Consider the following 24,574-nt stretch of genomic DNA (forward strand, 5'->3'; position numbering starts at 1 on the left):
ATGCCCGGTCCCCCGCCGGATCCGGCACCGCCCGTCCCCGGCCCGCCGCCGGAGCCGGAGCCGCGGACCCGCCTCAGCGCGCGGGTCAGGCCTCGTCGCGGAGGCGGTGGGTCACGTCGTCCTCGCGGACCGTCCGCCCGGTGCGGGCCAGGTGCTCCACCAGCGGCACGGCGACCCGGCGGGTGGTGCCGAGCGCCTGCCGCGCCTCGCTGAGCGTGAACCCGCCCCCGATGCCGCGCAGCACCTCCACCGCGCGGTCCGGCGCGTCGGGCAGCAGCACGACCCCGTCCGCGATCGCGATCAGCTCACCGGCCCGGACCAGCGCGGCGAGCTCGCGCGGGCCGAGGCCGAGCTCGGCGAGGCGGTCGGCCTCCGGCGCGCGGAACGGGTGCGCCACGAGGTCGGCGCGCAGCTCCTCCATCGCCGCGCGCACCCGCTCGGGGAGCCCGCGGCCCCGGCCCAGGTGCACCCGGCCGTCGCGCAGCTGCGGCACGACCCCGCCGGCCTGCGCCGCGGCGAGCACGGCCGTCACCACGCCGGTGGTGGGCAGGTCCGCGCAGCGGCGGGCGGCTTCGAGGGGCAGCCCGGGTTCGAGCGGTTCCGCGGCGTCGTGGTCGCGCACCGCCGCGACGATCGCGGAGACGCCAGCCCGGGCGCGCGCGGGCGCGACGAGCCAACCGTCCGCCCGCACCGCGGGCACGGCGTCGATCTCGGCGCGGGGCACCCCCATCGCCACCAGGTCGGCCTCCCGGACGATCCCGCGGCGGCCCAGCTCGACCTCGGCCGTGCCGGCGCCGGGTTCGGCGAGTTCGGCCGCGCGGCGGGCGGCGGCCCCGCGGCGGCGCAGCACCGGCGGGAGGACGTCGAGCACCTCCAGCCCCGCGACGACGGCCCGCCGGCCGGGGTCGCGCAGCACGGCGCGGTCCCCGATGCGCAGCGGCAGCGGGCGGGAGGGCCGCAGCCGCGCGTAGCCGGGCCCGAGCGGGCGCACCCGCACGGCGACGGCGGCCGAGCCGACGTGCAGCACCACCTCGCGGGGCAGCGGGCCCAGCTCGGCGCCCCGCACCCCGCGCAGCGCCACGTCGAACTCGGCCGGGGCGAGCCAGGCACCCGGTGTGAGCAGGGCGTCGCCCCGGGCGACCTGCTCGCGGGGCACGCCGCGCAGGTTCACCGCGACCCGCGCCACCCCGGTGACCGACGGCACCGGCTCGCCCAGGCTCTGCAGCCCTCTGACGTGCACGGTCCGCCCGCCGAGCTCCAGCTCGTCGCCGACGCGGATGGTGCCTGCCCCGAGGGTGCCGGTGACCACCGTGCCCGCGCCGCGGATGGTGAACGCGCGGTCGACCCACAGCCGCACGTCGGCGGCCGGGTCGGGCTCGGGGACGGAGGCGACCAGGTCGTCGAGGGCGGCGCGCAGGGCGTCGAGGCCCTGGCCGCGGGGCGCACACACCTCGACCACCCCGACGGTGCCCAGCGACGACGTGGCGATCTCGGCGAGCGCGTCCTCGCGGGCGGGCTCGGGGTCGAGCAGGTCGCACCGCGTGATCACGAGCAGGCCGCGCGGCACCCCGAGCGCGTCGATCGCGTCGAGGTGCTCGCGCGACTGCGGCATCCAGCCCTCGTCCGCGGCCACCACCACCAGCACCGTGGGCACGGGTCCCGCGCCGGCGAGCATCGTCGTCACGAACCGCTCGTGCCCGGGGACGTCGACGAACGCGAGGTCGGTTCCGGAGGGCAGGCGCGTCCAGGCGAACCCGAGGTCGATGGTGAGCCCCCGGCGCCGCTCCTCGGCCAGCCGGTCCGGCTCCATGCCGGTCAGGGCGCGCACCAGCGTCGACTTGCCGTGGTCGACGTGCCCCGCCGTGGCGATGACGCGGCTGGTCACGGCCCCGCCGCCCGGACGCGTTCGGCGATGGTCGGGTCGTCGGCCGGGTCGACCGCGCGCAGGTCGAGCAGGCACCGCCCGCCCTCGAGCCGGCCGAGGACCGCGGGGGTGCCCGTGCGCAGCGCCGCGGCGTAGCGCTCGGGCAGCGAGAGCGCGGCGCTGGGCAGGACGACGCCGGGCGCGCCGCCGCCACCGACGGTCGACTGCGAGGCCACGACCTGCACGTCCACCCCCGGCAGGCGGGCGGCCAGCGCCTCGGCCCTGGCCCGCAGCTCGGCGGGCGTCGCGTCGAGGGCGGCGTGCACCGGGGGCGCCGGGCCGCGCAGGGTCGCCTCCAGCGCGGCCAGCGTCAGCTTGTCCACCCGGACGGCGCGGGCGAGCGGGAACCGGCGGATCCGCCCGACCAGCTCGGCGTCGCCGAGGATCAGCCCGGCCTGCGGGCCGCCCAGCAGCTTGTCGCCCGAGGCCGTGACCAGCGACGCCCCGGCGGCGAGCACGCTCGCGGCGTCGGGTTCGTCGGGCAGCAGCGGATGCGGGTGCAGGAGGCCGGAGCCGATGTCGACGACCACCGGCGGCCCGAGCCCGGTCAGCGCGCCGGGCGGGACGGAGCTGGTGAACCCGGTGACCGTGAAGTTGGACGGGTGCACCTTGAGCACGAACCCGGTGTCCGGGCCGATGGCGCGCTCGTAGTCGGCGAGGTGGGTGCGGTTGGTGGTGCCGACCTCGCGCAGCCGCGCGCCGACCGACTCGATCAGGTCGGGGATGCGGAACCCGTCGCCGATCTCGACCATCTCCCCGCGGGAGACGACCACCTCTCGGCCGGCCGCCAGGGTGGCCGCGACCAGCGCGAGGGCGGCGGCCCCGTTGTTGACCACGTGCGCTCCCCCGGCGCCGGGGACGGCGGCGAGCAGGGCGTCCACGACCCCGGCGCCGCGCCTGCCACGGGCGCCGGTGGCCAGGTCCAGCTCGACGTCGCACGTCCCGGCCGCCACGGCGACGGCCTCGCGAGCGGCCGCGGAGAGCGGGGCGCGGCCGAGGTTGGTGTGCAGCACCACCCCGGTCGCGTTGAGCACCGGGCGCAGCGTCGTGGGGGCCTGCGGCAGCGCGGCGAGGGCGGCGTCGGCGACGGCCTCGGGCGCGAGGCTCCCCTCGCGGACCCGCTGTTGGGCCGCGGCGACGGCCTGCTTCACCAGCGGCCTGCCCAGCCGGGCGATCGCCGCCGCGATCCGGGGGTCGGCGAGCACGGCGTCGGTGCGGGGCACCAGGCGGCGGGGGTCGGAGCCGGTGCGGGACACGGCCAGAGTGTGGCACCGCCCGTAGGATCCGGCTGTGGCGGATGCAACGGCGGACCCCGCGACCGACCCCCACCGGCTCACGACGTTCAGCCACGGCGCCGGCTGCGGCTGCAAGATCGGACCGGGACGCCTGGCGGAGATCCTCGCGACGGTCACCCCGGCCGCCCACCCCGACCTGCTCGTCGGCACCGAGACCGGCGACGACGCCGCCGTGTGGCGGCTCGACGCCGACCGCGCGCTCGTCGCCACCACCGACTTCTTCACCCCGGTCGTCGACGACCCGCGCACGTGGGGGCGCATCGCCGCCACCAACGCCGTGTCCGACGTCTACGCGATGGGCGGGCGCCCCCTGTTCGCGTTGAACGTCGTGGCCTGGCCCGCCGAGGTGCTGCCCGCGGAGATGCTCGGCGAGGTGCTCGCCGGCGGGGCGGACGTCGGGCGCGAGTGCGGGTTCGCCGTGGTCGGCGGCCACTCGATCGACGACCCGGAGCCGAAGTACGGGCTCGCCGTCGTCGGGGAGGTGCACCCGGACCGGATCCTCACCAACGCGGGCCTGCGGCCCGGCGACGCGCTCGTGCTCACCAAGCCCCTCGGCGTGGGGATCGCCACCACGGCGGTGAAGGCAGGCACCGCGAGCGAGGCGCTGGTCGACGCCGCGGTCGCCGCGATGTGCACCCCGAACGCCGACGCGGCCGCCTCGGCGCTCGCCGCGGGCGCGATGGGCTGCACCGACGTCACCGGCTTCGGGCTGCTCGGCCACCTGCGGAAGATGGCCGCGGCCTCCGGGGTGGACGCGGTGGTCGAGGTGGCTTCCGTCCCGCTGTTGCCCGAAGTGCGGGCTCAGGCCGACGCCGGGGTCGTGCCCGGCGGCACCCGGCGCAACCGGGAGTGGGTGGACGAGGTGCTCGACGCCGCGGCCGGGGTCGGGGAGACCGACGTCGTGCTGCTCGCCGACGCCCAGACCTCCGGCGGGCTGCTGTTCGGCGCCGCGCCGCACGAGGCGGCCGCGGCCGTGGACCGGCTGCGCGGGCAGGGGCACGCCGCCGCGGTGATCGGCCGTGCCGTCCCGGGCCGGGGGCGCATCACGGTGCTGCCCTGACCGGCGCGCGGGACGGGCGGGATGGCGGAGGCGGACGGGAATCGAACCCGCCTGACCGAGTTGCTCGGCCACGTCGGTTTTGAAGACCGCGGGGGCCACCAGGCACCCAGACGCCTCCCTCGTCCCTCCGCCCGGCGAGCATAGCCACCGGCGTCAGCGCTCGTTGACCACCGGGCGGCCGGCGAGCAGGGCGCGCAGCCGCGCCACCCGCGCCTCCCACGTCCACTCCCGCTGCATCCAGGCCCGGCCTGCGGCGCCCATCACCCGCGCCCGGTCCGGGTCGGCGAGCAGGTCGGCCACCGCGGAGGCGACGGCCGCGACGTCCCGCCCGTCGACGACGTGGCCGGTGCGGCCGTCCTGGACCGTCTCCGGCGCCCCGCCGGAGCGGCCCGCGACGACCGGGAGCCCGCACGCTGCGGCCTCGAGCAGCGCGATGCCGAGCCCCTCCACGTCGAGCCCGCCGCCGCGGGTGCGGCACGGCAGGGCGAACACGTCACCCACCGCGTGGTGCGCGGGGACCTCGGCCGCTGGCACCGCCCCGGTGAACACGACGTGGGGGTCCATGCCCGCGGTCCGGGCGAGCCTGCGCAACCTCCCGGCCGCCGGGCCGTCGCCGACGACGAGCAGCCGCGCCCCCGGCACCCGCTCCCGTACCAGCGGGAGGGCCCGGATGAGCGCGTCCTGCCCCTTGCGCGCCACCAGCCGGGACACGCACACGACGAGCGGGGCGTCGCCGATGCGGTAGCGCCTGCGCAACTCGGCGCGGGCACCCGGGTCGGGGCGGAAGCGCCCGGTGTCGATCCCCGACGGCAGGACCTCCAGCGCCGCGAGCGGCCCGAACGCCGCGGCGATCCGCCCGCGGGTGTAGCGGGAGATCGTGGTGAGCACGTCGCAGTCGGTGCCGATGCGGCGCAGGGCCTGCCGCCCGCCCGGGACCATCGACCAGCCGACCTCGTGGCCGTGGGTGCTCGCGACCACCCGCTCGACGCCCGCCCGCCTGCGCAGGTGCGGCCCGAGCAGCGCGAGCGGCGCGGCGGCGCCGAACCAGACGGTGGTGGCGCCGTGCTCGCGGGCCAGCGCGACGGCGCGGGCGGCCACCGCGGGGACCGGGAGCATGAGCGACGTCGGGTGGCGGTGCACCGGGAACGGCAGGGCCGCGTCGTGCTCCGCCGCGCCCGGCCACGCGGGCGCGTAGACGACGAGCTCCCCCGGTGGCAGCCGCTCGGCGAATCCCTGCAGGTAGGTCTGGATGCCGCCGGTGCGCGGCGGGAAGTCGTTGGTCACCAGCAGCGTGCGCGCCACCGGCCGACGTTATCGCCGCCGGTGGTGCGATCGGGCGGCGGCCGGTCACCCGGCCGGCCGCCGCCCGTTCCGGGGAGCGGACGAGGTCGCCCGGCTACAGCCTGCGGGCGCCGGTGATCGGCCGGCTGGAGATGTCGGAGTACTTCACGACATCGCCCGTCTGCGGTGCGTTGATCATCATGTTGTTGCCGACGTAGATGCCGACGTGGCTCACCGGCTGGTAGAAGAACACGAGGTCACCGGGCTGCAGCTGGTCGCGGGAGACCGGGGTGCCCACCCGCGCCTGCTCCCGGCTCGACCGCGGCAGGGTGACGCCGACCTGCTGGAACGCCCACGAGGTGAGCCCCGAGCAGTCGAAGGCGTTCGGGCCCTCCGCGCCGTAGCGGTAGGGCTTGCCGAGCATCTTCATGGCGGCCTTGGCCGCCTGCACCCCGATGCCGCTGCCCGAGAGGTTGGTGGGCCCGGTCAGGGTGGGGCCGTTGCGCGCCCGCCGCTGCTGCGGGGTGAGCCGGTCGAGCAGGCGCTGCGCCTCGTCGATCCGCCTCTCGGCGTCGCGCTTGCGGGCCTCGACCTCCTGCTCGGCCTTCGCGGCCTCGTCGGCGGCGGCCTGGGCGCGCGCCACGGCGGCGTCGACCTCGATCCGCCGCTGCGCGGTCTCGTCGACCTTCGCGAGCAGCTGGTCGAGCTTGTCGCGGTACTCGGTGGCGAGCGCCTCGAGGGCCGACATCTGGTCGAGGAACTCCTGCGGCGACCGGCTCGCCAGCAGCGCGCTGAGCTGGTCGAGGTTGCCGCTCTCGAACGTCGACAGCGCCACGCCGTCGATCTCCTGCCGGAACTGCTCCTCGTCGAGGATCGCCTCTTCGAGCGCGACCCTGGCCGGCTCGACCGCGGCCTGGAGGGTCTCCAGCTCCTCCTGGCGCGCCGCGAGGGTGTCCTTCGCGGCGTGCCACTCCTCGGTGAGGGCCTCGGCCTCCCGGTTGACCTCCTCGAGCCGCTTCGCGGCGTCCTCGGCGTTGTCAGGCGGGTCCTGCTGCGCCGCGGCGGGGGACGCGCCGACCAACAGCGAGGTGATCACGATCAGGACGATCGACGCGGCCGCGGACGCCGACCGGACGCGGTGACGGGGGCGACGCACGACCGGGGACACGGGCATCCGAAGGCCCGAGAAGGTACGTCGACGCGACTCCACGCGGACGGAACTCCTCTCGCCTCCCCGCCGATGACTCGATCGGGGTATGGGGGAGCGCCGATCGGACCATCGTGCGGTGACCTCGCGTTGCCATTCGCGGTCGAACGGCTGACGCGCCGCAAGGTCTCGCGGAGATTACGGATCTCCGCGCGAGCCGTCCAACCCGGGGTCCCCCTCGTGCGGCGCGTCCCGTGAGGTCACTCACATGCACGGAGCGCAGTGGAAATGTGCCCTGTGCGGGCTTGTCGTCACCCTGCGTCACGGACCGCTCCCCCGTTGCCGGGATTGCGCCGCGCTCGGCGCGACGGAGCGGCCACCAACCGCAATTTCGGCACCAGACCTTGATCGGCGAGCACGGCGAGCGCTCGCCGCTCCGGTGCGTCGAGTTGCACGATCGGCGCGCCGGACGGCACCTCCGTCGCCCCGTCCGGGCCGCGTTCGGCCGCTTCGGCGGGCGCCGGGGACCCCAGCAGCACGCCGATCACGCAGTCGCCACAGGCCACGCCGCGCACCGCGCAGCCGTCACAGTCGATGATCATCCCTGCTCCCTCGACGGTTCGGACGGGCCTGTCGCCGTCCGGTGCGCGCGACGTTAGGGACGACCCCCGACAGTTCCCGGCGGAAGCGGGCTCCGCGGCCTAACCGCGCACCAATCGGGTGAGCAGCAGCTCGGACGACACGGTGTGCGCGCCGTAGCGGCGGACCGAGTCGGCCACCGCGCGGTCGGCGGTGGCGACCAGGACCGGCCTGCCCTGCGGCTCGGCGGCCACCAGGTCGCGGATGACGTCGTCGGCCAGCACGCCCGGGTCGCTGAACAGCACCCGCACGCCCCGCGAGCCGCGCGGCGGGGCGGTGATCACCCCGGCGCCGTCGAACACCACGGTGATCTCCACCCCCGTGCGCGCGGCGAGCGCGCCGAGCTGGCCGACGAGCCGGGACCGCTGGTCGGCGAGCGGGAGCTCGGGGTAGCCGGTCTTGCTCACGTTGTAGCCGTCGACCACGAGGTGCAGCGCCGGGACGGCGAGCAGGGCGTCCAGCTCGGCTCCGGTGCCGACGGCGGTGCCACCGCGCACCGCCCGAGCCCCCGCGACCAGGTCGCCGGGGCGGGGCCCTCCCCCGCCGAGCGCGAGCTCGCGCCGCAGCCCGGTGAGCGCGCCGCCGAGGGTCTCGATGAGCAGCGACAGCCGCACCTCGTCGGCCTTGCGCGCCTCCCGCGCCGCCTGCCGGGCGGCGGCCACCTCGGCCACGGCCCGTTCGGCGCGCCTGCGCTCGGCCTCCGCGCGCTCCCGCTCGCGGTCCCGCTCCGCGATGGCCGCGGCGAGGTCGCGCTCGGCGGCGCGGCGCAGCTCCTCGACCGCCCGCTCCGCGGCCGCCTGGGCGTCGCGCGCGGCGCGCAGCTTCGCTCCCTGCTCGGAGACGCGGCGGCGCAGCTGCTGGTACTCGTGGTCGCGCTGCTGGCCTGCGGTGCGGGCCTGGGCGCGGGCCTCGGTGAGCTCCCCGCGCAGCCGCTCGAGCTCTGCGGTGAGCTTCTCGACCCGCGAGAGGGCCGCGTCGCGTTCCGCGCGCAGCTCCGCCGCCTCGCTGCGGCGGGCGGCGGCCGCCACCGCCTCGGCGGCCTCGGGGTCGTCGTTCAGCAGGGCCGCGGCGGCGGCCGTCAGCGGGTCGTCGGCCGCGGTGGTGAGCTCGCCGGGACGCTGGTCCTCCCACCACGCGACGACCGCCGTGCGGAACGCCGCGGACGCGGCCAGCTCCGCCGTGATCGCGCTCGCGCCGAGCTTGGCCCGCTTGGCCGGGGTGAACCGCGCGAACCTCCGCAGCGGCACCGGGATGTCGGCGGCCGGCATCGACCCGAGCGCGGTGGCCGCGATCTCGGCCAGCCGGGAACGCAGCGGGTCCGGCAGCCGGGTCCAGTCGACCTGCCCAGGCGACGACCCGGCCGCGCCCCGCTCGGGCGGGCCGTGGTGGGCATCGGGCCTGGACATCACTACAGGTTATCCGCCGTGGCGCCGGTTCACCGGTGACGCCGCGGTCACAACCCGTGCCGGGCGGGAGTTGTCGGGGCCCCTCGCTAGCGTCCGCGCCCGTGCCCGTCCGCTCCCCTCAGCTGACGTTCGACGAGCTCGGCACCCCGCTGCGCGAGGTCACCTTCGTCGTGCTGGACCTGGAGACCACCGGTGGCTCCGCGGGCAGCGACGCGATCACCGAGATCGGCGCGGTGAAGGTGCGGGGCGGCGAGCAGCTCGGCGAGCTCGCCACGCTGGTCGACCCGGGTACGGGGATCCCGCCCGGGATCGTGGCGCTCACCGGGATCACCACCGCGATGATCACCGGCGCGCCCCGGTTGGGGCAGGTGCTGCCGCCGCTGCTGGAGTTCCTGCGCGGCTCGGTGCTGGTCGCCCACAACGCCCCGTTCGACGCCGGCTTCCTGCGGGCGGCGTGCGAGCGGCACGGACACGTGTGGCCCCGCCCTCCGGTGCTGTGCACGGCGCGGCTCGCCCGGGCGGTGCTCCCCCACGACGAGGCCCCGAGCGTGCGCCTGGGCGCGCTCGCCGAGCTGTTCGGCACGACCACCCGCCCCACCCACCGGGCGCTCGCCGACGCCCGCGCCACCGTCGAGGTCCTGCACCGGTTGCTGGAGCGCGTCGGCAACCTCGGGGTGCAGAGCCTCGAGGAGCTGCTCGCGCTCGCGAAGGACGCAGCGGCCCACCGGCCCACCGAGCAGCAGCGGCGCAAGCGGGTGCTCGCCGAGGGTGTGCCGTCCGCCCCCGGGGTGTACCTGTTCCGCGGCCCCAACGACGAGGTGCTCTACGTCGGCACCAGCGGCGACCTCAGGCGCCGGGTCCGCAGCTACTTCACCGCCGGCGAGCGACGCAGGCGCGTGCGCGACATGGTGGCGCTCACCGAGCGCGTCGACACCGTCGTCTGCGCCCACGCCCTGGAGGCGTCGGTGCGGGAGCTGCGGCTGATCGCGGCGCACCGCCCCCGCTACAACCGCCGCTCCACCCGACCGAACCACACGTGGTGGGTCGTGCCCACCGCCGAGGCGTTCCCGCGGCTGTCGATCGTCACCACGCCCCGCGACGGCGCGCTCGGGCCGTTCCCGTCCCGGCGGGCGGCCGCCGCGGCCGTCGACACGGTGCTCGACGTGGTGCCGCTGCGGCCGTGCACGCAGCGGATCCCGGCGAAGGGGGCCTCGGCGAGCCCGTGCGCGCTGCACGAGCTGGGCCGCTGCAAGGCGCCGTGCGCGGGCCTGCAGACGCCCGAGGAGTACGCGCCCGCCGTCCGCGCGCTCGCCGACCTCGTCGACGGCCGCGACGACGCACCCCTGCGCGGAGCCGCCGCCGCGATCGACGAGCTCGCGGCGAAGGAGCGGTTCGAGACGGCCGCGCGCAGGCGCGACCAGCTGGCGGCGCTGGTCGTCGGGCTCGAGCGGGTGCAGCGGCTCGCCGCGCTCGCCGCGCTGCCCGAGGTGGTCGGCGCCCGACCGGACGGCAACCGCGGCTGGGAGATCGCCGTGGTGCGCTACGGGCGGCTCGCCGCGGCGGGCGTCGCGCGGCGCGGGGTGGCGCCGATGCCGGTGATCGAGGCGCTGCGGCTCGGCGCTCAGACGGTGCTGCCCGGGCCCGGCCCGCTGCGCGGGGCGCCCGTCGAGGAGGTGCGGCTGCTGCACCGGTGGCTCACCACCGGCGGCACCCGCCTCGTCGTGAGCGAGCCGGCGTGGACCGAGCCCGCCCGCGGTGCCGGCCGCTGGCAGTCGTGGGCCGAGCGGGCCCGGCCGCTCGAGGTCGACCGCTGACCCGGCCCTACCGGGCGAGGTGGCGGCGGATGGCGGAGGCGGTGATCCGCTCGCCGTAGCTCAGGTCCGTGCCGAGCCCCTCGAGGCCGAGGTCGGTCAGGATGTCCAGGGCGCGCCGCAGGTGCTGCCGCGCCCGGTCGGGCTGCTGGAGCAGCCGGTGGGCGTGCGCGAGGCCGTCGTGGGCGCGGACCTCGGCCACCGGGCGGCCGAGCCGGGTCGCGAGGTCGAGCGCCCTGCCGAACAGGGCCACCGCCTGCTCGGGCCGCCCGGTCGCGCAGGCGAGCCTGCCGAACCCGTGCACGGCCTCGCACTCGGCGTTCGGGTTGCCGATCAGCCTGGCCAGCTCGACGGCCTCCTGGTACCGGGAGGCCGCCTGCGCACCGCGCCCCTCCGCGCGGTGGACGGACGCGATCCCGATCAGGCAGCCGAGCGTGCCGCGCCGGTCGCCGACGGCCCGGCAGGTGCGCAGCGCCCTTTCGAAGCACCGCAGCGCGGGCCCGCCCCGCTCGCCGGCGAGGTGGGCGTAGCCGAGGCCGTGCAGGGCCAGCCACTCGCCGTTGCGGTCGCCGCGGGCGCGCGATTCGGCGAGGCACCGCTCGAACCCCCGGTGCGCGGGCTCCCCGCAGCGCAGGCGGTGCCAGGCGTGGAAGTAGCGCACGTCGAACTCCGCGCCGGGGTCGCGCACCTCGCGGACGACGGCGCGCGCGGCCGCGAAGTGCCGCGGCGCGCGCTCGTGCGCACCTCGCAGGCTGCACACCGCGCCGAGGGCGGTCAGCGCCTGCACCTGCCCGAGGCGGTGGCCCGCGACGCCGGCGACGTCCGCGGCGTGCTCGAACAGCTCGGCCGCCCGCCGCAGCCGGTTGTGGAACCACCAGTGCACCTTGCCGAGCAGGACCAGCGCGTCGGCCTCGCCGGCGGCGTCGCCCGCGGCCCGCGCGGCGTCCAGCGCGTACCGGTGGACCGCGAGCGCCTCCGCGCTGCGCCCCTGCTCGTACAGGTGGCGGTGCAGCGTGGCGGCGAGGTGCGCGGCGTGCCGCGGCAGGTCGTGCCCGGCGGCGTGGCGCGCGGCGGCGACGAGGTTGGGCAGCTCGCGCTCGAGCCAGGCGCTCGCGCCCGCCGCATCGGCGAACCCGGGGGCGGGCACGCCGGCCGGGGGGACGTCCGGGCGGCGGCTGCGCTCGTGCGGGTAGGCGACGTCCATGGCCACCGCGGCCGCGTGCCGGTAGAGGTCGCAGAGCCGCGTGCGCGCCGCCCGGCGCTCCGCCTCTGCGTCCGCCCGCGCCGACGCCGCCCGCGCGTGCGCCCGGACCAGGTCGTGGAAGGCGAACCGGCCCGGCGAGGGCTCCGGCAGCAGGTGGGCGTCGATGAGGTGCTCGAGCAGCCGGTCGGCGGCGCCGGGGGAGGAGTCGAGGAGGACGGCCGCGGCGTAGCGGTCCAGGTCGGCCCCGGGGTGCAGCGACAGCAGCCGGTAGGCCCGCTGCAGCGGCGGGGGCAGGTCCCGGTAGGAGGCCTCCAGCGCGGCCGCGACGCTGCGCGAGCCCGCCTCCAGCTCGGCCAGGCGCTGCCCGTGGTCGCGCAACCTGCCCACGAGGTCGGCCACCGACCAGGCGGGTCGGGAGCGCAGCCTCGCCGCGGCGATCCGCAGCGCGAGCGGGAGCCGCCCGCACGCCTCGGCGACCTCGGCCAGCACCGCGTCCGGCGCGCCGGTCGTGCGGCCCTCGCCCGCAGCGGCGGTGAACAGGGTGATCGCGTCCCGCAACGGAAGCACGTCGAGCGACACCGCGCGGGTCTGGTCGAGGCCGACGAGGCGCCGCCTGCTGGTCACCAGCACCAGGCAGCCCGGGGTGCCCGGCAGCAGCGGCGCCACCTGCGCCTCGCTCGCCGCGTTGTCCAGCAGGACCAGCACCCTGCGCCCGGCGACCCGGCTGCGGTAGAGCGCGGCGCGGTCGTCCGGGTCGTCCGGGATGTGCTCGCCGGGCACCCCGAGCGCCCGCAGCACGCGGTCGAGCGCGTCGGCGGGGTCGACCGGCGCCACGCCCTCGGTGTGCCCGTGCAGGTCGCAGAACAGCTGCCCGTCCGGGTAGCGGTGGGCGAGCCGGTGCGCGACGTGCACCGCGAGCGCCGTCTTGCCGACGCCCGCCATCCCGTCGATCGACGTGACCACCACCGATGCGGGGTCGGCGACCTGCCCGAGGTCGGCCAGCTCGGCCGCGCGGCCGGTGAGCCCGGGCGGCGGAGCGGGCAGCTGGCGCGGCACCACCCCCGGGGCGGGCGGCGGCGCCGCGCCGGTCAGGAGCGCCCGTTCGGCCGCGGAGAGCCCCAGCGCGGCCGCGAGCAGCTCCACCGACGAGCTGCGGGGTCGAGCCGCCGCGCCCGACTCCAGCCGCCGGATCGACCGGACGCTCATGCCGGACCGCTCCGCGAGCTGCTCCTGGGTCAGCAGCGCGCGTTCCCGCCACGCCCGCAGGCTCCCGCCGATGGCCACGTGATCCCCGTCCCTCGGGGTGTCAGGCTACGGCTCCGGCGGCAACGACTAGTGTCGCGTTCAGTCCGAGACCCGAGGGAGCCGTCGTGATCACCGCGATCGTCCTGGTGCACACCGCCGCCGACCGCATTCCCGAGACGGCGCAGGCCATCGCCGACCTCGACGGCGTGTCCGAGGTCTACTCCTGCGCAGGCGACGTCGACCTGATCGCCATCGTCAAGGTCGCCGAGCACGAGCAGCTCGCCGACGTCATCGCCGGACGGCTCAGCAAGATCGAGGGCGTGGTGCGCACCGACACCCACATCGCGTTCCGCTCGTACTCCCGGGCCGACACCGAGGCGACCTTCTCCGTCGGCCTCGACTGACGGCGCCCCCTACCGGGGCCGCTGGGCCGAGGAGACCTCGACCCAGCGGGCGAGCAGCCGCTCGGCGGCCCCGGAGTCGATCGCCGCGGCGGCGCGCTCGAGTGCGGCCGGGAACGCGTCGGCCACCGGCGCGGGCGGGCCGTCGAACGCGACCAACGCACCCGCCGCGTTCAGCAGCACCGCGTCCCGCACGGGGCCGCGGCGGCCACCGACGAGCGCGCGGAAGACCTCTGCGTTGTCGGCCGGGCTTCCACCGCGCAGCGCCTCCCGGGTGGCGGGCGCGAGGCCCAGGGCCGCGGGGTCGATGCTCTCCTGCCGCACCTGACCGCCTGCCACGACCCACACGGTGCTGGTGGTCGTGGTCGTGAGCTCGTCGAGGCCGTCGTCGCCGCGCACCACCAGCGCGGACGCCCCGCGCTCCGCGAGCACCTCGGCGATCACCGGCGCGAGCCGCGGGTCGGCGCACCCGACGAGCGCGGCGGGCGGCTGGGCCGGGTTGGTGAGCGGGCCGAGCACGTTCATCGCGGTGGGCACGCCCAGCTCGCGGCGCGGGGCGGCCGCGTGCCGCATCGCCGGGTGGAACACGGGCGCGAAGCAGAATCCGATGCCCGCCTCCGCCACGCACGCCGCGACGCCGTCCGGTGGCAGGTCGATCGCGACGCCGAGCGCCTCGAGCACGTCCGCGGCGCCGCTGGACGACGACGCGGCGCGGTTGCCGTGCTTGACGACCGGCGCGCCGGCCGCGGCGACGACGACCGCGCTCATCGTGGAGATGTTGACGGTGTGCGCCTGGTCGCCGCCGGTGCCGACCACGTCGACGGCCCGGCCGTCGACCGTGACGCGGTGGGCGTGGCGCAGCATCGCCTCGGCGAGCCCGGCGATCTCGGCCGCCGTCTCCCCCTTCGCGCGCAGCGCGACCAGGAACCCGGCGAGCTGGGCGGGCGTGGCCTCGGCCGACAGCACCCGGTCCATCACCCAGGCGGTGTCGGTGGAGCTCAGGTGGTCGCCTCGGATCAGCCGGCCGATGAGGCTGGGCCAGCTGAGGCTCGTCTCAGCCACTGACCGTACCCGCGTGCCTGCGCGCGGGGAGCACGTCGCGCCGCAGCACCTCGGCCACCGTCTCGGCGGCGGTGAGCGGGTCGAGCGGGTGGACGAGCACCGCGTCCGCCTGGGACCAGGTGGCCAGCCAGCGGTCGTCGCGCCTGCGCACCGCGACGATGAGCGGCGGGCAGTCGTCGATCTCGGTCTTCAGCTGGCGGGAGACGCCCATACCGCCCGTGGGCTGGGCCTCGCCGTCGAGGATCGCGAGGTCGAACTCGCGGTCGTCGGCCGCCTGGATCACCTCCGCGATCCCGCTCGCCTCCTGGAAGCGCACGCGGGGGAGGTCGGGTGCCGGGCGCCTGCCGACGGCCGTGATGATGGCCTCCCGGGTCTCGGGGCGATGGCTGTAGACCAGCACGGTCAGGGTCTCGTGCGCGACGGGGCTGCTCACATCGGGGAACTGTAGTGCGACGTGCTCGTCCGCCCCGCCCCGCCTGCCCCCGGGGGTAAAGACGACAGCCTGTAGAAGATGGGTCATACTGCCCCGGTGACGACTGCGGCTCCCACCATCAGCGCGCGCATCCACTCGCTGAACCGCCCCAACCTGGTCAGCGTCGGGACCATCGTCTGGCTGTCCAGCGAGCTGATGTTCTTCGCCGGGCTGTTCGCGATCTACTTCACGGCGCGCGCCCAGAACCCGCCGGATCTGCCGTGGCCGCCGCCGCCGACGCACCTGAACGTCCCCTACGCGCTCGTCGTCACGATCGTCCTCGTGGCGTCGTCGTTCACCTGCCAGTTCGGTGTGTTCGCGGCGGAGCGCGGGGACGTGTTCGGACTGCGCCGCTGGTACCTGCTCACGCTCATCATGGGCACGGCCTTCGTGATCGGCCAGGGCTACGAGTACGTCCAGCTGGTGCACGAGGGCACCACGCTCGCGTCGAGCGCCTACGGCACGGTGTTCTACCTGACCACCGGCTTCCACGGCCTGCACGTCACGGGCGGGCTCATCGCGTTCGTCTACCTGCTGATCCGCACCAAGCTCAGCAAGTTCACGCCGCAGCAGGCCACCGCTGCGATCGTCGTGTCGTACTACTGGCACTTCGTCGACGTGGTGTGGATCGGCCTGTTCACCGTCATCTACTTCATCCGCTGATACCCGACCGTTAGGGCTGGACGACGCCGACGATGACCACCACACCCCCTTCGAGGAAGCCCCGCGGGCCGCGCAGCCGGTTCCGCCGCCGCGTGGCAGGCGCGCTGGCGCTGGGGATCGGCCTGCTCACCGCGGGTGGCCTGTACACCGCCTTCACGCCGGAGCCGCAGGTGGCCACGGCCCAGGAGGGCGACGCAGCGCTGATCGCCCAGGGCCAGGAGCTCTACAACAACGCCTGCGTGACGTGCCACGGCTCGAACCTGCAGGGCGTGCAGGACCGCGGGCCCAGCCTGATCGGCGTCGGCGACGCGGCCGTGTACTTCCAGGTCGCCACCGGGCGCATGCCGCTGGCCCGCCAGGAGGCGCAGGCGAAGCGCAAGCCCCCGGTGCCCCAGTTCAACCCGGAGACCGAGGAGGGCGCGCGCAACATCGACGCGCTCGGGGCGTTCATCCAGGCCAACGGCGGCGGCCCGACGCGGCCGAACGCGGAGGGCCTCGCCCTGCGCGGCGACAACCCCGCGCGCGGCGGCGAGCTGTTCCGCCTCAACTGCGCGTCCTGCCACAACTTCACCGGACGCGGTGGGGCGCTGTCCTCCGGCAAGTTCGCGCCGACCCTCGACCCGGCCACCGAGCTGGACATCTACACGGCCATGCTCACCGGCCCCCAGAACATGCCGAAGTTCTCCGACCGGCAGCTCGCGCCGGACGAGAAGGAGGACATCATCGCCTACATCAAGTCGGTGACCAACGGGAACAACAACCCGGGCGGCCAGGCGCTCGGCGGGATCGGGCCCGTGTCGGAGGGTCTGGTCGCCTTCATCGTCGGCATCGCCGCCATGGTCGGGTTCGCAATGTGGCTGGGAGCCAAGTCATGACCACCTCGAGCCAGCATCCACCCGCGCTCGGAACGGAGAACCCCAAGCCGCCCGCGCCCACGGCCGCCGAGGTCGAGGACATGACCATCGAGCAGCGGGCGCGGCTCGCGGGCGACCTCGACGACGTCGAGGTCGTCCACAACCAGCCCAAGTGGCCGATCCGGGGCACCCGCGCCGAGAAGCGCGCCGAACGGTCCGTCGCGCTGTGGTTCGTGATCTCCGCGCTGTCGGGCCTCGCGTTCGTCGTCGCGTTCGTGGCCTGGCCGTACGAGTACGTGCCGCCCGGTGAGCCGGGGTACCTGGTGTACTCGCTGTACACCCCGGTCGTCGGTGGCACGTTCGGCCTGTCGGTGCTCGCCATCGGCATCGGCGTGATCTCCTACATCAAGAAGTTCTTCCCCGACGAGGTGTCGGTCCAGCAGCGCCACGACGGCGCGTCCGACGACGTCGCGCGGCTCACCGTCACCGCGCAGCTGGTCAAGGCCGCCAAGGACACCGACATCGCACGGCGCAAGCTGATCGTGCGGGCCGCGGGCGGCGCCGCCGGCGTGCTCGGCCTCGGGCTGGGCGTCGCCGCCGTCGCGCCGCTGGTGCGCGACCCGTGGAAGGGCGGCGACGAGGCGGCGCTGTGGGTCACCCCGTGGAAGCCGGTCAACGGCGAGACGGTCTACCTGCGCCGCGACACCGGCGACCCGCACGAGATCTCGCTCGTGCGGCCCGAGGACCAGGCGCCCGGGTCGATGGAGACGGTGTTCCCGTTCCGGGAGTCCGACCGCGGCAACGAGGAGGCCCTGATCCGCAGCCTGCGGGCCTCCGACGCCCCGGTCATGCTGATCCGCCTGCGGCCCGGTGAGCGCGTCGTGAAGCGCAGCGGGCAGGAGGACTTCAACTACGGCGACTTCTACGCCTTCTCCAAGATCTGCAGCCACCTGGGTTGCCCGACCTCGCTGTACGAGGCGCAGACCAACCGGATCCTCTGCCCGTGCCACCAGTCGCAGTTCCTGGCGACCGAGTACGCGCGGCCGGTGTTCGGTCCGGCGACCAGGCCGCTGGCCCAGCTACCGATTACAGTGAACGACGAGGGATACCTCGTGGCCACCGGCGACTTCGCCGAGCCCGTCGGTCCGGCCTTCTGGGAGCGGAGGTACAACCCGTGAGCGCCCTGACCACACCGACAGGCTCCGGCTCCAACGCCAAGGTGATCGGCGCCCTCGACGAGTTCGACCAGCGCTACCACCCGGCCGCCGGGCTGCGGAAGCAGTTCAACAAGGTCTTCCCGACCCACTGGTCGTTCATGCTCGGTGAGGTCGCGCTCTACAGCTTCATCGTCCTGCTGCTGTCGGGCGTGTACCTGGCGCTGTTCTTCGACCCCTCCATGGAGGAGGTCGTCTACGACGGCCCGTTCGAGAACCTGCGCGGCATCCACATGTCGCGCGCCTACGAGAGCGCGCTCGAGCTCTCCTTCGAGGTCAGGGGCGGCCTGTTCGTCCGGCAGGTCCACCACTGGGCCGCGCTGCTGTTCATGGCGGCGATGGTCGTGCACATGTTCCGCACGTTCTTCACCGGCGCCTTCCGCAAGCCGCGGGAGGCCAACTGGGTGATCGGCGTGCTGCTTCTGTTCCTCGGCTTCTTCGCCGGGTTCACCGGCTACTCGATCCCCGACGACCTGCTGTCGGGCACGGGGCTGCGGATCGCCTCCGGGTTCATGCTGGCGGTCCCGGTGATCGGCACCTGGAGCCACTGGGCGATCTTCGGCGGGGAGTTCCCCGGCACGGAGATCATCCCGCGCCTCTACATCGTGCACGTGCTGCTCATCCCGGGCATCCTGCTCGCGCTGATCGCGCTGCACGTCGGGCTGGTCTGGTACCAGAAGCACACCCAGTTCCCCGGCCCCGGCCGGACCGAGGGCAACGTCGTCGGCGTGCGGATCCTCCCGCAGTTCGCGGCGAAGGGCGGCGCGTTCTTCGCGGTCACGGTCGGCGTCCTCGGCCTCATGGGCGGGCTGCTGCAGATCAACCCGATGTGGAACTTCGGCCCGTACAACCCGGCCCACGTCTCCGCGGGCTCCCAGCCCGACTGGTACGTGCTGTTCACCGAGGGCATGCTGCGGATCTTCCCGCCGTGGGACATCTACCTCGGGGACTACAACATCCCGCCGGCGTTCTGGGCGAGCCCCGCGTTCCTGCCGATCCTGTACGTGCTCGCCGGCGCGTACCCCTGGATCGAGCGGAAGTTCACGAAGGACAACGCCCTGCACAACCTGCTGCAGCGGCCGCGCGACGTGCCGGTCCGCACCTCGCTGGGCGTCATGGGCATCTCCTTCTACGCGGTGCTGGTCCTGTCGGGCAGCAACGACCTGATCGCGTACTTCTTCGACATCTCGCTCAACGCCACCACGTGGGCGGGCCGGATCGGGGTCCTGGTGGTCCCGCCGATCGCCTACTGGGTGACCTACCGGATCTGCATCGGGCTGCAGCGCTCCGACCGCGCGGTCCTCGAGCACGGCATCGAGACCGGCATCATCAAGCGGCTGCCGCACGGTGAGTTCATCGAGGTCCACCAGCCGCTGGGCGGCGTCGACGAGCACGGGCACGCCATCCCGCTCGAGTACCAGGGCGCCCCGGTGCCCAAGCGGATGAACCAGCTCGGCCTGGGCGGCGCACCGGTGCCCGGCTCGCTGCTCACGCCGGACCCGCCGGAGGAGACCGAGGCGCTGGAGCGGGCCCGCCGGGAGGCGGCCGAGCGGGAGGCCGCGGCCCGCGACGGGCAGCAGCCCGCCGAGGTCGCCACCCGCACCGAGGAGCGCGAGGCGCTCGGCCAGCAGTAGCGACCAGACCGAACGAAGGCCCCGCCGGGAAGCCGACCCGGCGGGGCCTTCGCCTTTCCGCGGCGCGGTCCGGGTTGGGCCGCGTGGTGGGCCGGTGTTGGGTCCGGTGCCGGACGACGGCGCGGCGGTACGAGCGGAGACCGGCCGGGGCCGCACCGCGGCCGGGTCACGCACCGAGACGGCGACCACCAGCCGCCGGTCCCACCAGCGCGACGCGACCGGCGCACCGCAGCGCGAGCGACCGCAGCACCGAACCGGACGTCGTCAGGAGGCGCACGATGTCGCTGCCCACCGAACCCACCTCAGCCCCCGCGGGCACCACGGCGCCCCGCATCCGCCCGTTCGAGGTCCACGTCCCGGAGGAGCAGCTCGGCGAGCTCCGCAGGCGGGTCGGCGCGGCGCGGCTGCCCTCGCGGGAGCTGGTCGCGGACCGCGCGCAGGGCGTCCAGCCGGCGACGGTGCGCGAGCTCGCCCGCTACTGGGCCGACGGCTACGACTGGCGCGCGTGCGAGGAGCGACCGAACGCCCTGCCGCAGCACACGACCGAGATCGACGGCGTCGAGATCCACTTCGTCCACGTCCGGTCGCCGCACCCGGACGCGTTGCCGTTGATCATGACCCACGGCCGGCCCGGCTCCGTGGTCGAGCTGCTGGAGACGGTCGGCCCGCTGACCGACCCGACCGCGCACGGCGGCACCCCGGCGGACGCGTTCCACCTCGTGCTGGCATCCCTGCCCGGCTACGGCTTCTCCGGCGAACCGACCGAGCTCGGGCGGGAATCCGGCCGGATCGCCCGCGCCTGGGCGGAGCTGGCCGCCAGGCGCCCGACGGGCTGAGCGGCATCCACGTCAACCTGCTCACCCCGGCGCTCGGTCTCAAGGAGCACCTGCCGGCGGCGTCGGCGCAGGAGCGCGCGGCGCACGAGGCCGTCGAGGCGTTCCTGACGGACGCCTTCGGCTACTTCCTCGAGCAGTCCACCCGGCCGCAGACCATCGGCTACTCCCCGCTGGACTCCCCCGTCGGGCTCGCGGCGTGGATGCTCGACCACGACACCGACAGCTACCGGAAGATCTCGCGGGCGTTCGTGGACGGCGAGCCGGCGGGCAACCTCACCCGCGACCACGTCCTCGACGACATCACGCTGTACTGGCTGACGGGCACCGGGGCGTCGGCCGCGCGCTGGTACTGGGAATTCGGGCAGGCCATCGCCGCGGCGCGGGCGGCGGGCGCCGCCCCTCCCCGGTCGCGGTGCCGGTCGCGTTCACGACCTCCCCCGGCGAGCTCCGGGCCGCGCCGCGCAGCTGGGTGGAGTCGGTTCACCCCGGCCTCGCCTACTTCAACGAGGTCGACAGGGGCGGGCACTTCCCCGCGTGGGAGGAGCCCGAGCTGTTCAGCGACGAGCTCCGGGCGGCGTTCCGACCGCTTCGGTAGCGGGGGCTCGGCATGCCGGCGGCGCCGCGCAGGGCGCTCGCCGCCATCCGGCGGTGGCGGCGAGCGCCACCAGGAACAGCAGCAGATAGGCGTCCTGCCACACCGAGACCAGCCCCGTGGCGGGGATCGGGCCGACCCGCGGGCCGGGCAGCGCGGTCACCACCGCGACGGTCGCGACGAGCACCCCGGCGAGCCCCGCCGCGGCCCGCCGGTCCCCCGCGACGGCGCGGGTGCCGAGGTGCACGGCGAGCGGGACGACCCACACGTAGTGGTGCGACCACGCGAACGGCGCCAGCGCGGCCGAGGCGAGTCCGCACAGCGCCACGGCGAGGACCTCCTCGCCGGCGCCGTGCGCCCGCGCGGCGGCCACGATCGTCGCCACCCCGAGCCCCGCGGCCGCCGCGAACCAGGGCAGCCCCTCGGCGCCGAGCCGCGCCATCAGGCCGCTGAGCGAGTGGTTGCTGGGGCCGGCGACGTCGGAGATCCGGTCGGCGGCGAGGAACGTGCCGTCCCACCAGAACGCCACCGAGTCGGCCGGCGCGAACAGGAACCCGATCCCGGCCGCCGCGGCGAACGTCGCGAGCGCCGTGCCCGCGGCCCGCCACCGCCGCGTGGCCGCCAGGTACACCACGAACAGCAGCGGAGTAAGCTTCACGGCGGCCGCGAGGCCGACCCCGACGCCGCGCAGGCGGCCCTCCGGCCTGCCGAGCAGGTCGCAGGCGACGAGGGCCAGCAGCACGATGTTGATCTGCCCGAGGTAGAGCGTGGTGCGCACCGGGTCGAGCGCGGTCGCGGCCACCGCGGCGAGCGCGACCGCGGGCCACCCCGCGCGGGGCGCGCAGCGGTGTACGACGAGGGCGAGCAGGGCGACCCCGGCGGTCGTCCACAGCGCCTTGAGCACGCCCAAGGGCAGCAGCGCGAGCGGCGCGAACAGCACCGCGGCGAACGGCGGGTAGACGAACGGCAGGTCCAGCAGCACGCCGCCCGTGTACAGCGGGTCGCCCGCGAGGACGTGCTCGCCGCCCGCCCGGTAGACCTGCAGGTCGATCAGCAGCGTGTGCGCGTCGGGCCACAGCGCGAGGACGGCTCCCTGCGCGACGACCACCGACGCGGCGGCCCCGAGGAGCGGGCGCACCTACTCGGGCAGGTCGAACTCGCCCGCGTCCACGCCCTTCACGAACGCCTCCCACTCGGCAGCCGTGTAGACGTGCGGCTCGCAGTCCGGGTCGCCCGCGCGGCGCAGCGCCGCCCCGCCGTCGGGCAGCCGGGCGATCTCGACGGCGTCGTCGCCGGTGCTGGTGCTGCTGCGCATCCAGACGACACCCTCGGGCACGCGCGATGTCATGTGCGGTCGAACTCCCGGTTCCGGATGTGGCGGCGAGGACCCGACGGATCGGACCCGCGACTCGCCGGGCGCCGGCGCGGTGCGCAGCCGGTCGCGCGGAAGTCTATCCAGCACATGCCGCCCCAACCCGCAGGTGGGCCCCCGCGGCCGACGTCAGGAATGTGGCTTTCCTGAAGCCCAGCGTCATGGATGTGGCTTTCCTGAAGTTCGCGGAGGCGACCCCGAGGGGCCTGCCGCCACGCAGGGTGAGCAGCACCGCCACCTGGACCACCGGGTCGTGGTGATCTTCCGACCGTAGCGGTATTGACCTGCGGTGCTTACCGGATCACTCTGGGTGCCCACACATGACGGGGGTCGAGCGAGAAGGGTCCGATTCGGGTGTTCGTGGCCGAGGTCGAGGGTTGCCCGGGCGGGTACGTCGCCGTCCGGGTCGCCGGCGACGTCGACACCGGCACCCGGGACGCGCTCACCGAGGCGCTCGAACGCGCCCTCGCCCTCGGCTCCTCGTCGATCCTGGTCGACCTCACGGGCGTGCAGTTCTTCGCCGCCGCGGGCGTGCACTGCGTCGAGCGGGTCGTGGGCGCGGTCCAGGCGCGGGGCGGCGTCGCGCACGTCGTGTGCCCCCGGCCTGGGGCGGCGTGGCGCGTGGTGTCGCTGCTCGGGCTGCAGCGGCAGTGGTTGGTGCACGAGGACCTCGAGACCGCGGTCGCGGGGTGCACCGCCGGTGCGGTGACCGAGCGGCTCGCCATACCGGCGCAGGACCGCGGCGCGGCTCGTGCTCCACTGACCGGATGAAGGTCGACGCGTTGCTGAAGGGCGCCGGGCTGGCCGAGCTGGCCGCCGAGGCGAAGGAGCAGGAGGCGGCCGGCTTCGACGGCCTGTGGAGCCACGAGGGCCCGCACGACCCGTTCCTGCCGCTCATGCCGGTGGCCGAGCACACCTCGCGGGTGGCGGTGGGCACGGCCATCGCCGTCGCCTTCGCCCGCAACCCGATGACCACGGCCTACCTCGCCAACGACCTGCAGCTGCACTCGGAGGGCCGGTTCGTGCTCGGGCTGGGCAGCCAGGTCAAGCCGCACATCGAGCGCCGGTTCGCGATGCCGTGGAGCCACCCGGCGCGCCGCATGCGCGAGTACGTGCAGGCCCTGCGCGCGATCTGGACGGCGTGGAACGCCGGCGAACGGCTGGCGTTCCGCGGCGAGTTCTACTCGCACACGCTCATGACGCCGTTCTTCTCCCCCGGGCCCAACCCGTACGGCCCGCCCGCGGTGTACCTGGCCGCGGTCGGCGACCTGATGACGCGCGTGGCCGGCGAGGTGTGCGACGGGCTGATGCCCCACCCCTTCACCACCGAGCGCTACCTGCGCGAGCAGACCCTCCCCGTGGTCGAGGAGGGGCTCGCCGCGAGCGGGCGGACCCGCGCCGACTTCACGATCGCGTTCTCCGGCCTCGTCGTCACCGGCACGACCGAGGAGGAGATGGCCGCGGCCGCGCGCGCCGTGCGCGAGCAGATCGCCTTCTACGGCAGCACCCCGGCCTACCGGCGGGTGCTCGACCTGCACGGGTGGGGCGAGCTGGGCGTCGAGCTCAACCGGCTGTCGCGCAGCACGGACGACGACCGCTGGCGGCGGATGGGCGAGCTGGTCGACGACGAGGTGCTCGGCACCTTCGCCGTGGTCGCCGAGCCCGATCGGCTGGGCGAGGCGATCCTGCAGCGCTTCGGTGGCCTGGTGGACCGGTTCAGCTTCTACACCCCCTACGAGACCGCGCCGTCGCTGTTCGCGCCCGCGACGCAGGCCCTGCAGCGGGGGTGACCCGGCAGGCGGTCAGGGCTCGACCAACCCCGCGCGGATGGCGAAGCGGGTGAGGTCGAGCCGGTCGCGCATGCCGAGCTTCTGCAGGATGTTGGCCCGGTGCCGGTCGACGGTCTTGACGCTGATGACCAGCGTCTGGGCGATCTCCTTCGACGAGTGGCCCTCGGCGATCAGCTTGACGATCTCCTCCTCGCGGGGGGTGAGGATGCTGTCGGGCAGCCGGTCGTTCTGCCGCTTGCGCTGCAGGTAGTCCCGGATGAGCGCGGTGACGGCGCCCGCGTACAGGAACGGCTCGCCGCGCATCGCCGCCCGGCAGGCCTCGACCAGGTCCCGGTCGGCCACCGACTTGAGCACGTACCCGGAGGCGCCCGCCTTGAGCGCCTCGAAGAAGTACTGCTCGTTGTCGTACATCGACAGCATCAGGATGCGCACGTCGGGGGCCCGGCGCGACATCTCCCGCGCGGCCTGCAGGCCGGTCATCCGGGGCATCGCGATGTCGAGGATGGCCAGGTCCACGTCGCCGCGGCCGGACAGCTCGAGCGCCTCCGCGCCGTCGCCCGCCTCCGCGACCACCTCGAGGTCCGGTTCGCCGTCCAGGATCAGGCGCAGCCCGCGCCGCACCAGGGCGTGGTCGTCGGCCAGCAGGATGCGCGTCTTGCCGGATTCCAACTC

The 24,574-nt window shown here is 75.5% G+C and carries 22 protein-coding genes and 1 tRNA gene; 10 read left to right on the plus strand and 13 right to left on the minus strand.

Annotated elements, in window-relative coordinates:
• Positions 1–85: 85 nt before the first annotated feature.
• Both selB and selA read right to left on the minus strand, forming a co-directional pair.
• Complete coding sequence (gene selB / locus VKZ81_RS26665) at positions 86–1,885, minus strand: selenocysteine-specific translation elongation factor (protein WP_324244443.1); 1,800 nt, start codon at positions 1,883–1,885, stop codon at positions 86–88.
• Positions 1,882–3,180, minus strand: a complete 1,299-nt coding sequence (gene selA / locus VKZ81_RS26670) for an L-seryl-tRNA(Sec) selenium transferase (protein ID WP_324244444.1) — start codon at positions 3,178–3,180, stop codon at positions 1,882–1,884. The genes selB and selA overlap by 4 nt, the downstream gene beginning before the upstream one ends.
• A 34-nt stretch (positions 3,181–3,214) precedes the next feature.
• Here selA and selD point away from each other — a divergent pair, with 34 nt between their 5' ends.
• The gene (selD, locus tag VKZ81_RS26675; RefSeq protein WP_324244445.1) at positions 3,215–4,279 is read left to right on the plus strand and encodes a selenide, water dikinase SelD; all 1,065 of its coding nucleotides are present in this window, start codon (positions 3,215–3,217) and stop codon (positions 4,277–4,279) included.
• 22 nt (positions 4,280–4,301) lie between these two features.
• On the opposite strand, the gene VKZ81_RS26680 is transcribed toward selD, so the two are convergent.
• The 5 genes from VKZ81_RS26680 to VKZ81_RS26700 form a co-directional block, all read right to left on the minus strand.
• Positions 4,302–4,397 (minus strand) — tRNA-Sec (locus VKZ81_RS26680).
• Positions 4,398–4,432: 35 nt separating this feature from the next.
• Positions 4,433–5,581, minus strand: a complete 1,149-nt coding sequence (locus VKZ81_RS26685; RefSeq protein ID WP_324244446.1) for a glycosyltransferase family 4 protein — start codon at positions 5,579–5,581, stop codon at positions 4,433–4,435.
• Positions 5,582–5,675: 94 nt separating this feature from the next.
• Entirely contained in the window at positions 5,676–6,734 is a 1,059-nt protein-coding gene (locus VKZ81_RS26690; RefSeq protein WP_324244447.1) for an NlpC/P60 family protein, read from the minus strand.
• 284 nt (positions 6,735–7,018) lie between these two features.
• On the minus strand, positions 7,019–7,309 hold the full coding sequence (locus VKZ81_RS26695; RefSeq protein ID WP_324244448.1) for a hypothetical protein: 291 nt from the start codon (positions 7,307–7,309) through the stop codon (positions 7,019–7,021).
• A 99-nt stretch (positions 7,310–7,408) separates the two neighbouring features.
• Positions 7,409–8,752 (minus strand): NYN domain-containing protein, encoded by a 1,344-nt coding sequence (locus VKZ81_RS26700; protein WP_324244449.1) that lies wholly within the window; start codon positions 8,750–8,752, stop codon positions 7,409–7,411.
• A 101-nt stretch (positions 8,753–8,853) separates the two neighbouring features.
• Here VKZ81_RS26700 and VKZ81_RS26705 point away from each other — a divergent pair, with 101 nt between their 5' ends.
• Positions 8,854–10,566 carry a DEDD exonuclease domain-containing protein gene (locus VKZ81_RS26705; RefSeq protein WP_324244450.1) on the plus strand — a complete coding sequence of 571 codons (1,713 nt, stop codon included), beginning with the start codon at positions 8,854–8,856 and terminating at the stop codon, positions 10,564–10,566.
• Between the two features lie 7 nt (positions 10,567–10,573).
• On the opposite strand, the gene VKZ81_RS26710 is transcribed toward VKZ81_RS26705, so the two are convergent.
• Entirely contained in the window at positions 10,574–13,051 is a 2,478-nt protein-coding gene (locus tag VKZ81_RS26710; RefSeq protein ID WP_324244451.1) for an ATP-binding protein, read from the minus strand.
• 86 nt (positions 13,052–13,137) lie between these two features.
• Here VKZ81_RS26710 and VKZ81_RS26715 point away from each other — a divergent pair, with 86 nt between their 5' ends.
• Positions 13,138–13,416: an Lrp/AsnC family transcriptional regulator gene (locus VKZ81_RS26715; RefSeq protein WP_324244452.1), complete on the plus strand. Its 279-nt coding sequence runs from the start codon at positions 13,138–13,140 to the stop codon at positions 13,414–13,416.
• Between the two features lie 9 nt (positions 13,417–13,425).
• Here VKZ81_RS26715 and trpD read toward each other — a convergent pair whose 3' ends face one another.
• Both trpD and VKZ81_RS26725 read right to left on the minus strand, forming a co-directional pair.
• The gene (trpD, locus tag VKZ81_RS26720) at positions 13,426–14,475 is read right to left on the minus strand and encodes an anthranilate phosphoribosyltransferase (RefSeq protein ID WP_324244453.1); all 1,050 of its coding nucleotides are present in this window, start codon (positions 14,473–14,475) and stop codon (positions 13,426–13,428) included.
• A complete protein-coding gene (locus tag VKZ81_RS26725) occupies positions 14,468–14,908 on the minus strand; it encodes a hypothetical protein (protein ID WP_324244454.1) in 441 nt (146 codons plus the stop codon). Before VKZ81_RS26725 ends, trpD begins: the two co-directional genes overlap by 8 nt.
• 78 nt (positions 14,909–14,986) lie before the next feature.
• Here VKZ81_RS26725 and ctaE point away from each other — a divergent pair, with 78 nt between their 5' ends.
• From ctaE to VKZ81_RS26750, 5 genes are all read left to right on the plus strand, one after another.
• On the plus strand, positions 14,987–15,610 hold the full coding sequence (gene ctaE, locus VKZ81_RS26730; protein ID WP_324244455.1) for an aa3-type cytochrome oxidase subunit III: 624 nt from the start codon (positions 14,987–14,989) through the stop codon (positions 15,608–15,610).
• 32 nt (positions 15,611–15,642) lie between these two features.
• Positions 15,643–16,485, plus strand: coding sequence for a cytochrome bc1 complex diheme cytochrome c subunit (gene qcrC, locus VKZ81_RS26735; protein ID WP_324244456.1), 843 nt, complete (start codon positions 15,643–15,645; stop codon positions 16,483–16,485).
• The gene (qcrA, locus tag VKZ81_RS26740; RefSeq protein WP_324244457.1) at positions 16,482–17,642 is read left to right on the plus strand and encodes a cytochrome bc1 complex Rieske iron-sulfur subunit; all 1,161 of its coding nucleotides are present in this window, start codon (positions 16,482–16,484) and stop codon (positions 17,640–17,642) included. The genes qcrC and qcrA overlap by 4 nt, the downstream gene beginning before the upstream one ends.
• On the plus strand, positions 17,639–19,312 hold the full coding sequence (qcrB, locus tag VKZ81_RS26745) for a cytochrome bc1 complex cytochrome b subunit (RefSeq protein ID WP_324244458.1): 1,674 nt from the start codon (positions 17,639–17,641) through the stop codon (positions 19,310–19,312). The genes qcrA and qcrB overlap by 4 nt, the downstream gene beginning before the upstream one ends.
• A 278-nt stretch (positions 19,313–19,590) precedes the next feature.
• Positions 19,591–20,148: an epoxide hydrolase family protein gene (locus VKZ81_RS26750; protein WP_324244459.1), complete on the plus strand. Its 558-nt coding sequence runs from the start codon at positions 19,591–19,593 to the stop codon at positions 20,146–20,148.
• A gap of 554 nt (positions 20,149–20,702) precedes the next feature.
• Here VKZ81_RS26750 and VKZ81_RS26755 read toward each other — a convergent pair.
• Both VKZ81_RS26755 and VKZ81_RS26760 read right to left on the minus strand, forming a co-directional pair.
• Positions 20,703–21,878 (minus strand): glycosyltransferase 87 family protein, encoded by a 1,176-nt coding sequence (locus tag VKZ81_RS26755; protein ID WP_324244460.1) that lies wholly within the window; start codon positions 21,876–21,878, stop codon positions 20,703–20,705.
• The gene (locus VKZ81_RS26760) at positions 21,879–22,055 is read right to left on the minus strand and encodes a DUF397 domain-containing protein (RefSeq protein WP_324244461.1); all 177 of its coding nucleotides are present in this window, start codon (positions 22,053–22,055) and stop codon (positions 21,879–21,881) included. It lies immediately after the preceding gene.
• 411 nt (positions 22,056–22,466) lie between these two features.
• Here VKZ81_RS26760 and VKZ81_RS26765 point away from each other — a divergent pair, with 411 nt between their 5' ends.
• A complete protein-coding gene (locus VKZ81_RS26765; RefSeq protein WP_324244462.1) occupies positions 22,467–22,883 on the plus strand; it encodes an STAS domain-containing protein in 417 nt (138 codons plus the stop codon).
• A complete protein-coding gene (locus VKZ81_RS26770) occupies positions 22,880–23,902 on the plus strand; it encodes a TIGR03617 family F420-dependent LLM class oxidoreductase (RefSeq protein ID WP_324244463.1) in 1,023 nt (340 codons plus the stop codon). Before VKZ81_RS26765 ends, VKZ81_RS26770 begins: the two co-directional genes overlap by 4 nt.
• A 12-nt stretch (positions 23,903–23,914) precedes the next feature.
• Here the strand turns inward: VKZ81_RS26770 and VKZ81_RS26775 are convergent, their stop codons facing one another.
• A complete protein-coding gene (locus VKZ81_RS26775; RefSeq protein ID WP_324244464.1) occupies positions 23,915–24,571 on the minus strand; it encodes a response regulator transcription factor in 657 nt (218 codons plus the stop codon).
• Positions 24,572–24,574: the final 3 nt, after the last annotated feature.

The organism is Pseudonocardia sp. (genome assembly GCF_035305885.1).
In the GTDB taxonomy this organism is placed as follows: domain Bacteria; phylum Actinomycetota; class Actinomycetes; order Mycobacteriales; family Pseudonocardiaceae; genus Pseudonocardia.

Coding starts and splice junctions, on each gene's coding strand:
- VKZ81_RS26690 (WP_324244447.1), bottom strand. CDS start 6,734: ATGCCCGTGTCCCCGGTCGTGCGTCGCCCCCGTCACCGCGTCCGGTCG.
- VKZ81_RS26695 (WP_324244448.1), bottom strand. CDS start 7,309: ATGATCATCGACTGTGACGGCTGCGCGGTGCGCGGCGTGGCCTGTGGC.
- VKZ81_RS26700 (WP_324244449.1), bottom strand. CDS start 8,752: ATGTCCAGGCCCGATGCCCACCACGGCCCGCCCGAGCGGGGCGCGGCC.
- ctaE (WP_324244455.1), top strand. CDS start 14,987: ATGGGTCATACTGCCCCGGTGACGACTGCGGCTCCCACCATCAGCGCG.
- qcrC (WP_324244456.1), top strand. CDS start 15,643: ATGACCACCACACCCCCTTCGAGGAAGCCCCGCGGGCCGCGCAGCCGG.
- qcrA (WP_324244457.1), top strand. CDS start 16,482: ATGACCACCTCGAGCCAGCATCCACCCGCGCTCGGAACGGAGAACCCC.
- VKZ81_RS26750 (WP_324244459.1), top strand. CDS start 19,591: ATGTCGCTGCCCACCGAACCCACCTCAGCCCCCGCGGGCACCACGGCG.
- VKZ81_RS26760 (WP_324244461.1), bottom strand. CDS start 22,055: ATGCGCAGCAGCACCAGCACCGGCGACGACGCCGTCGAGATCGCCCGG.
- VKZ81_RS26770 (WP_324244463.1), top strand. CDS start 22,880: ATGAAGGTCGACGCGTTGCTGAAGGGCGCCGGGCTGGCCGAGCTGGCC.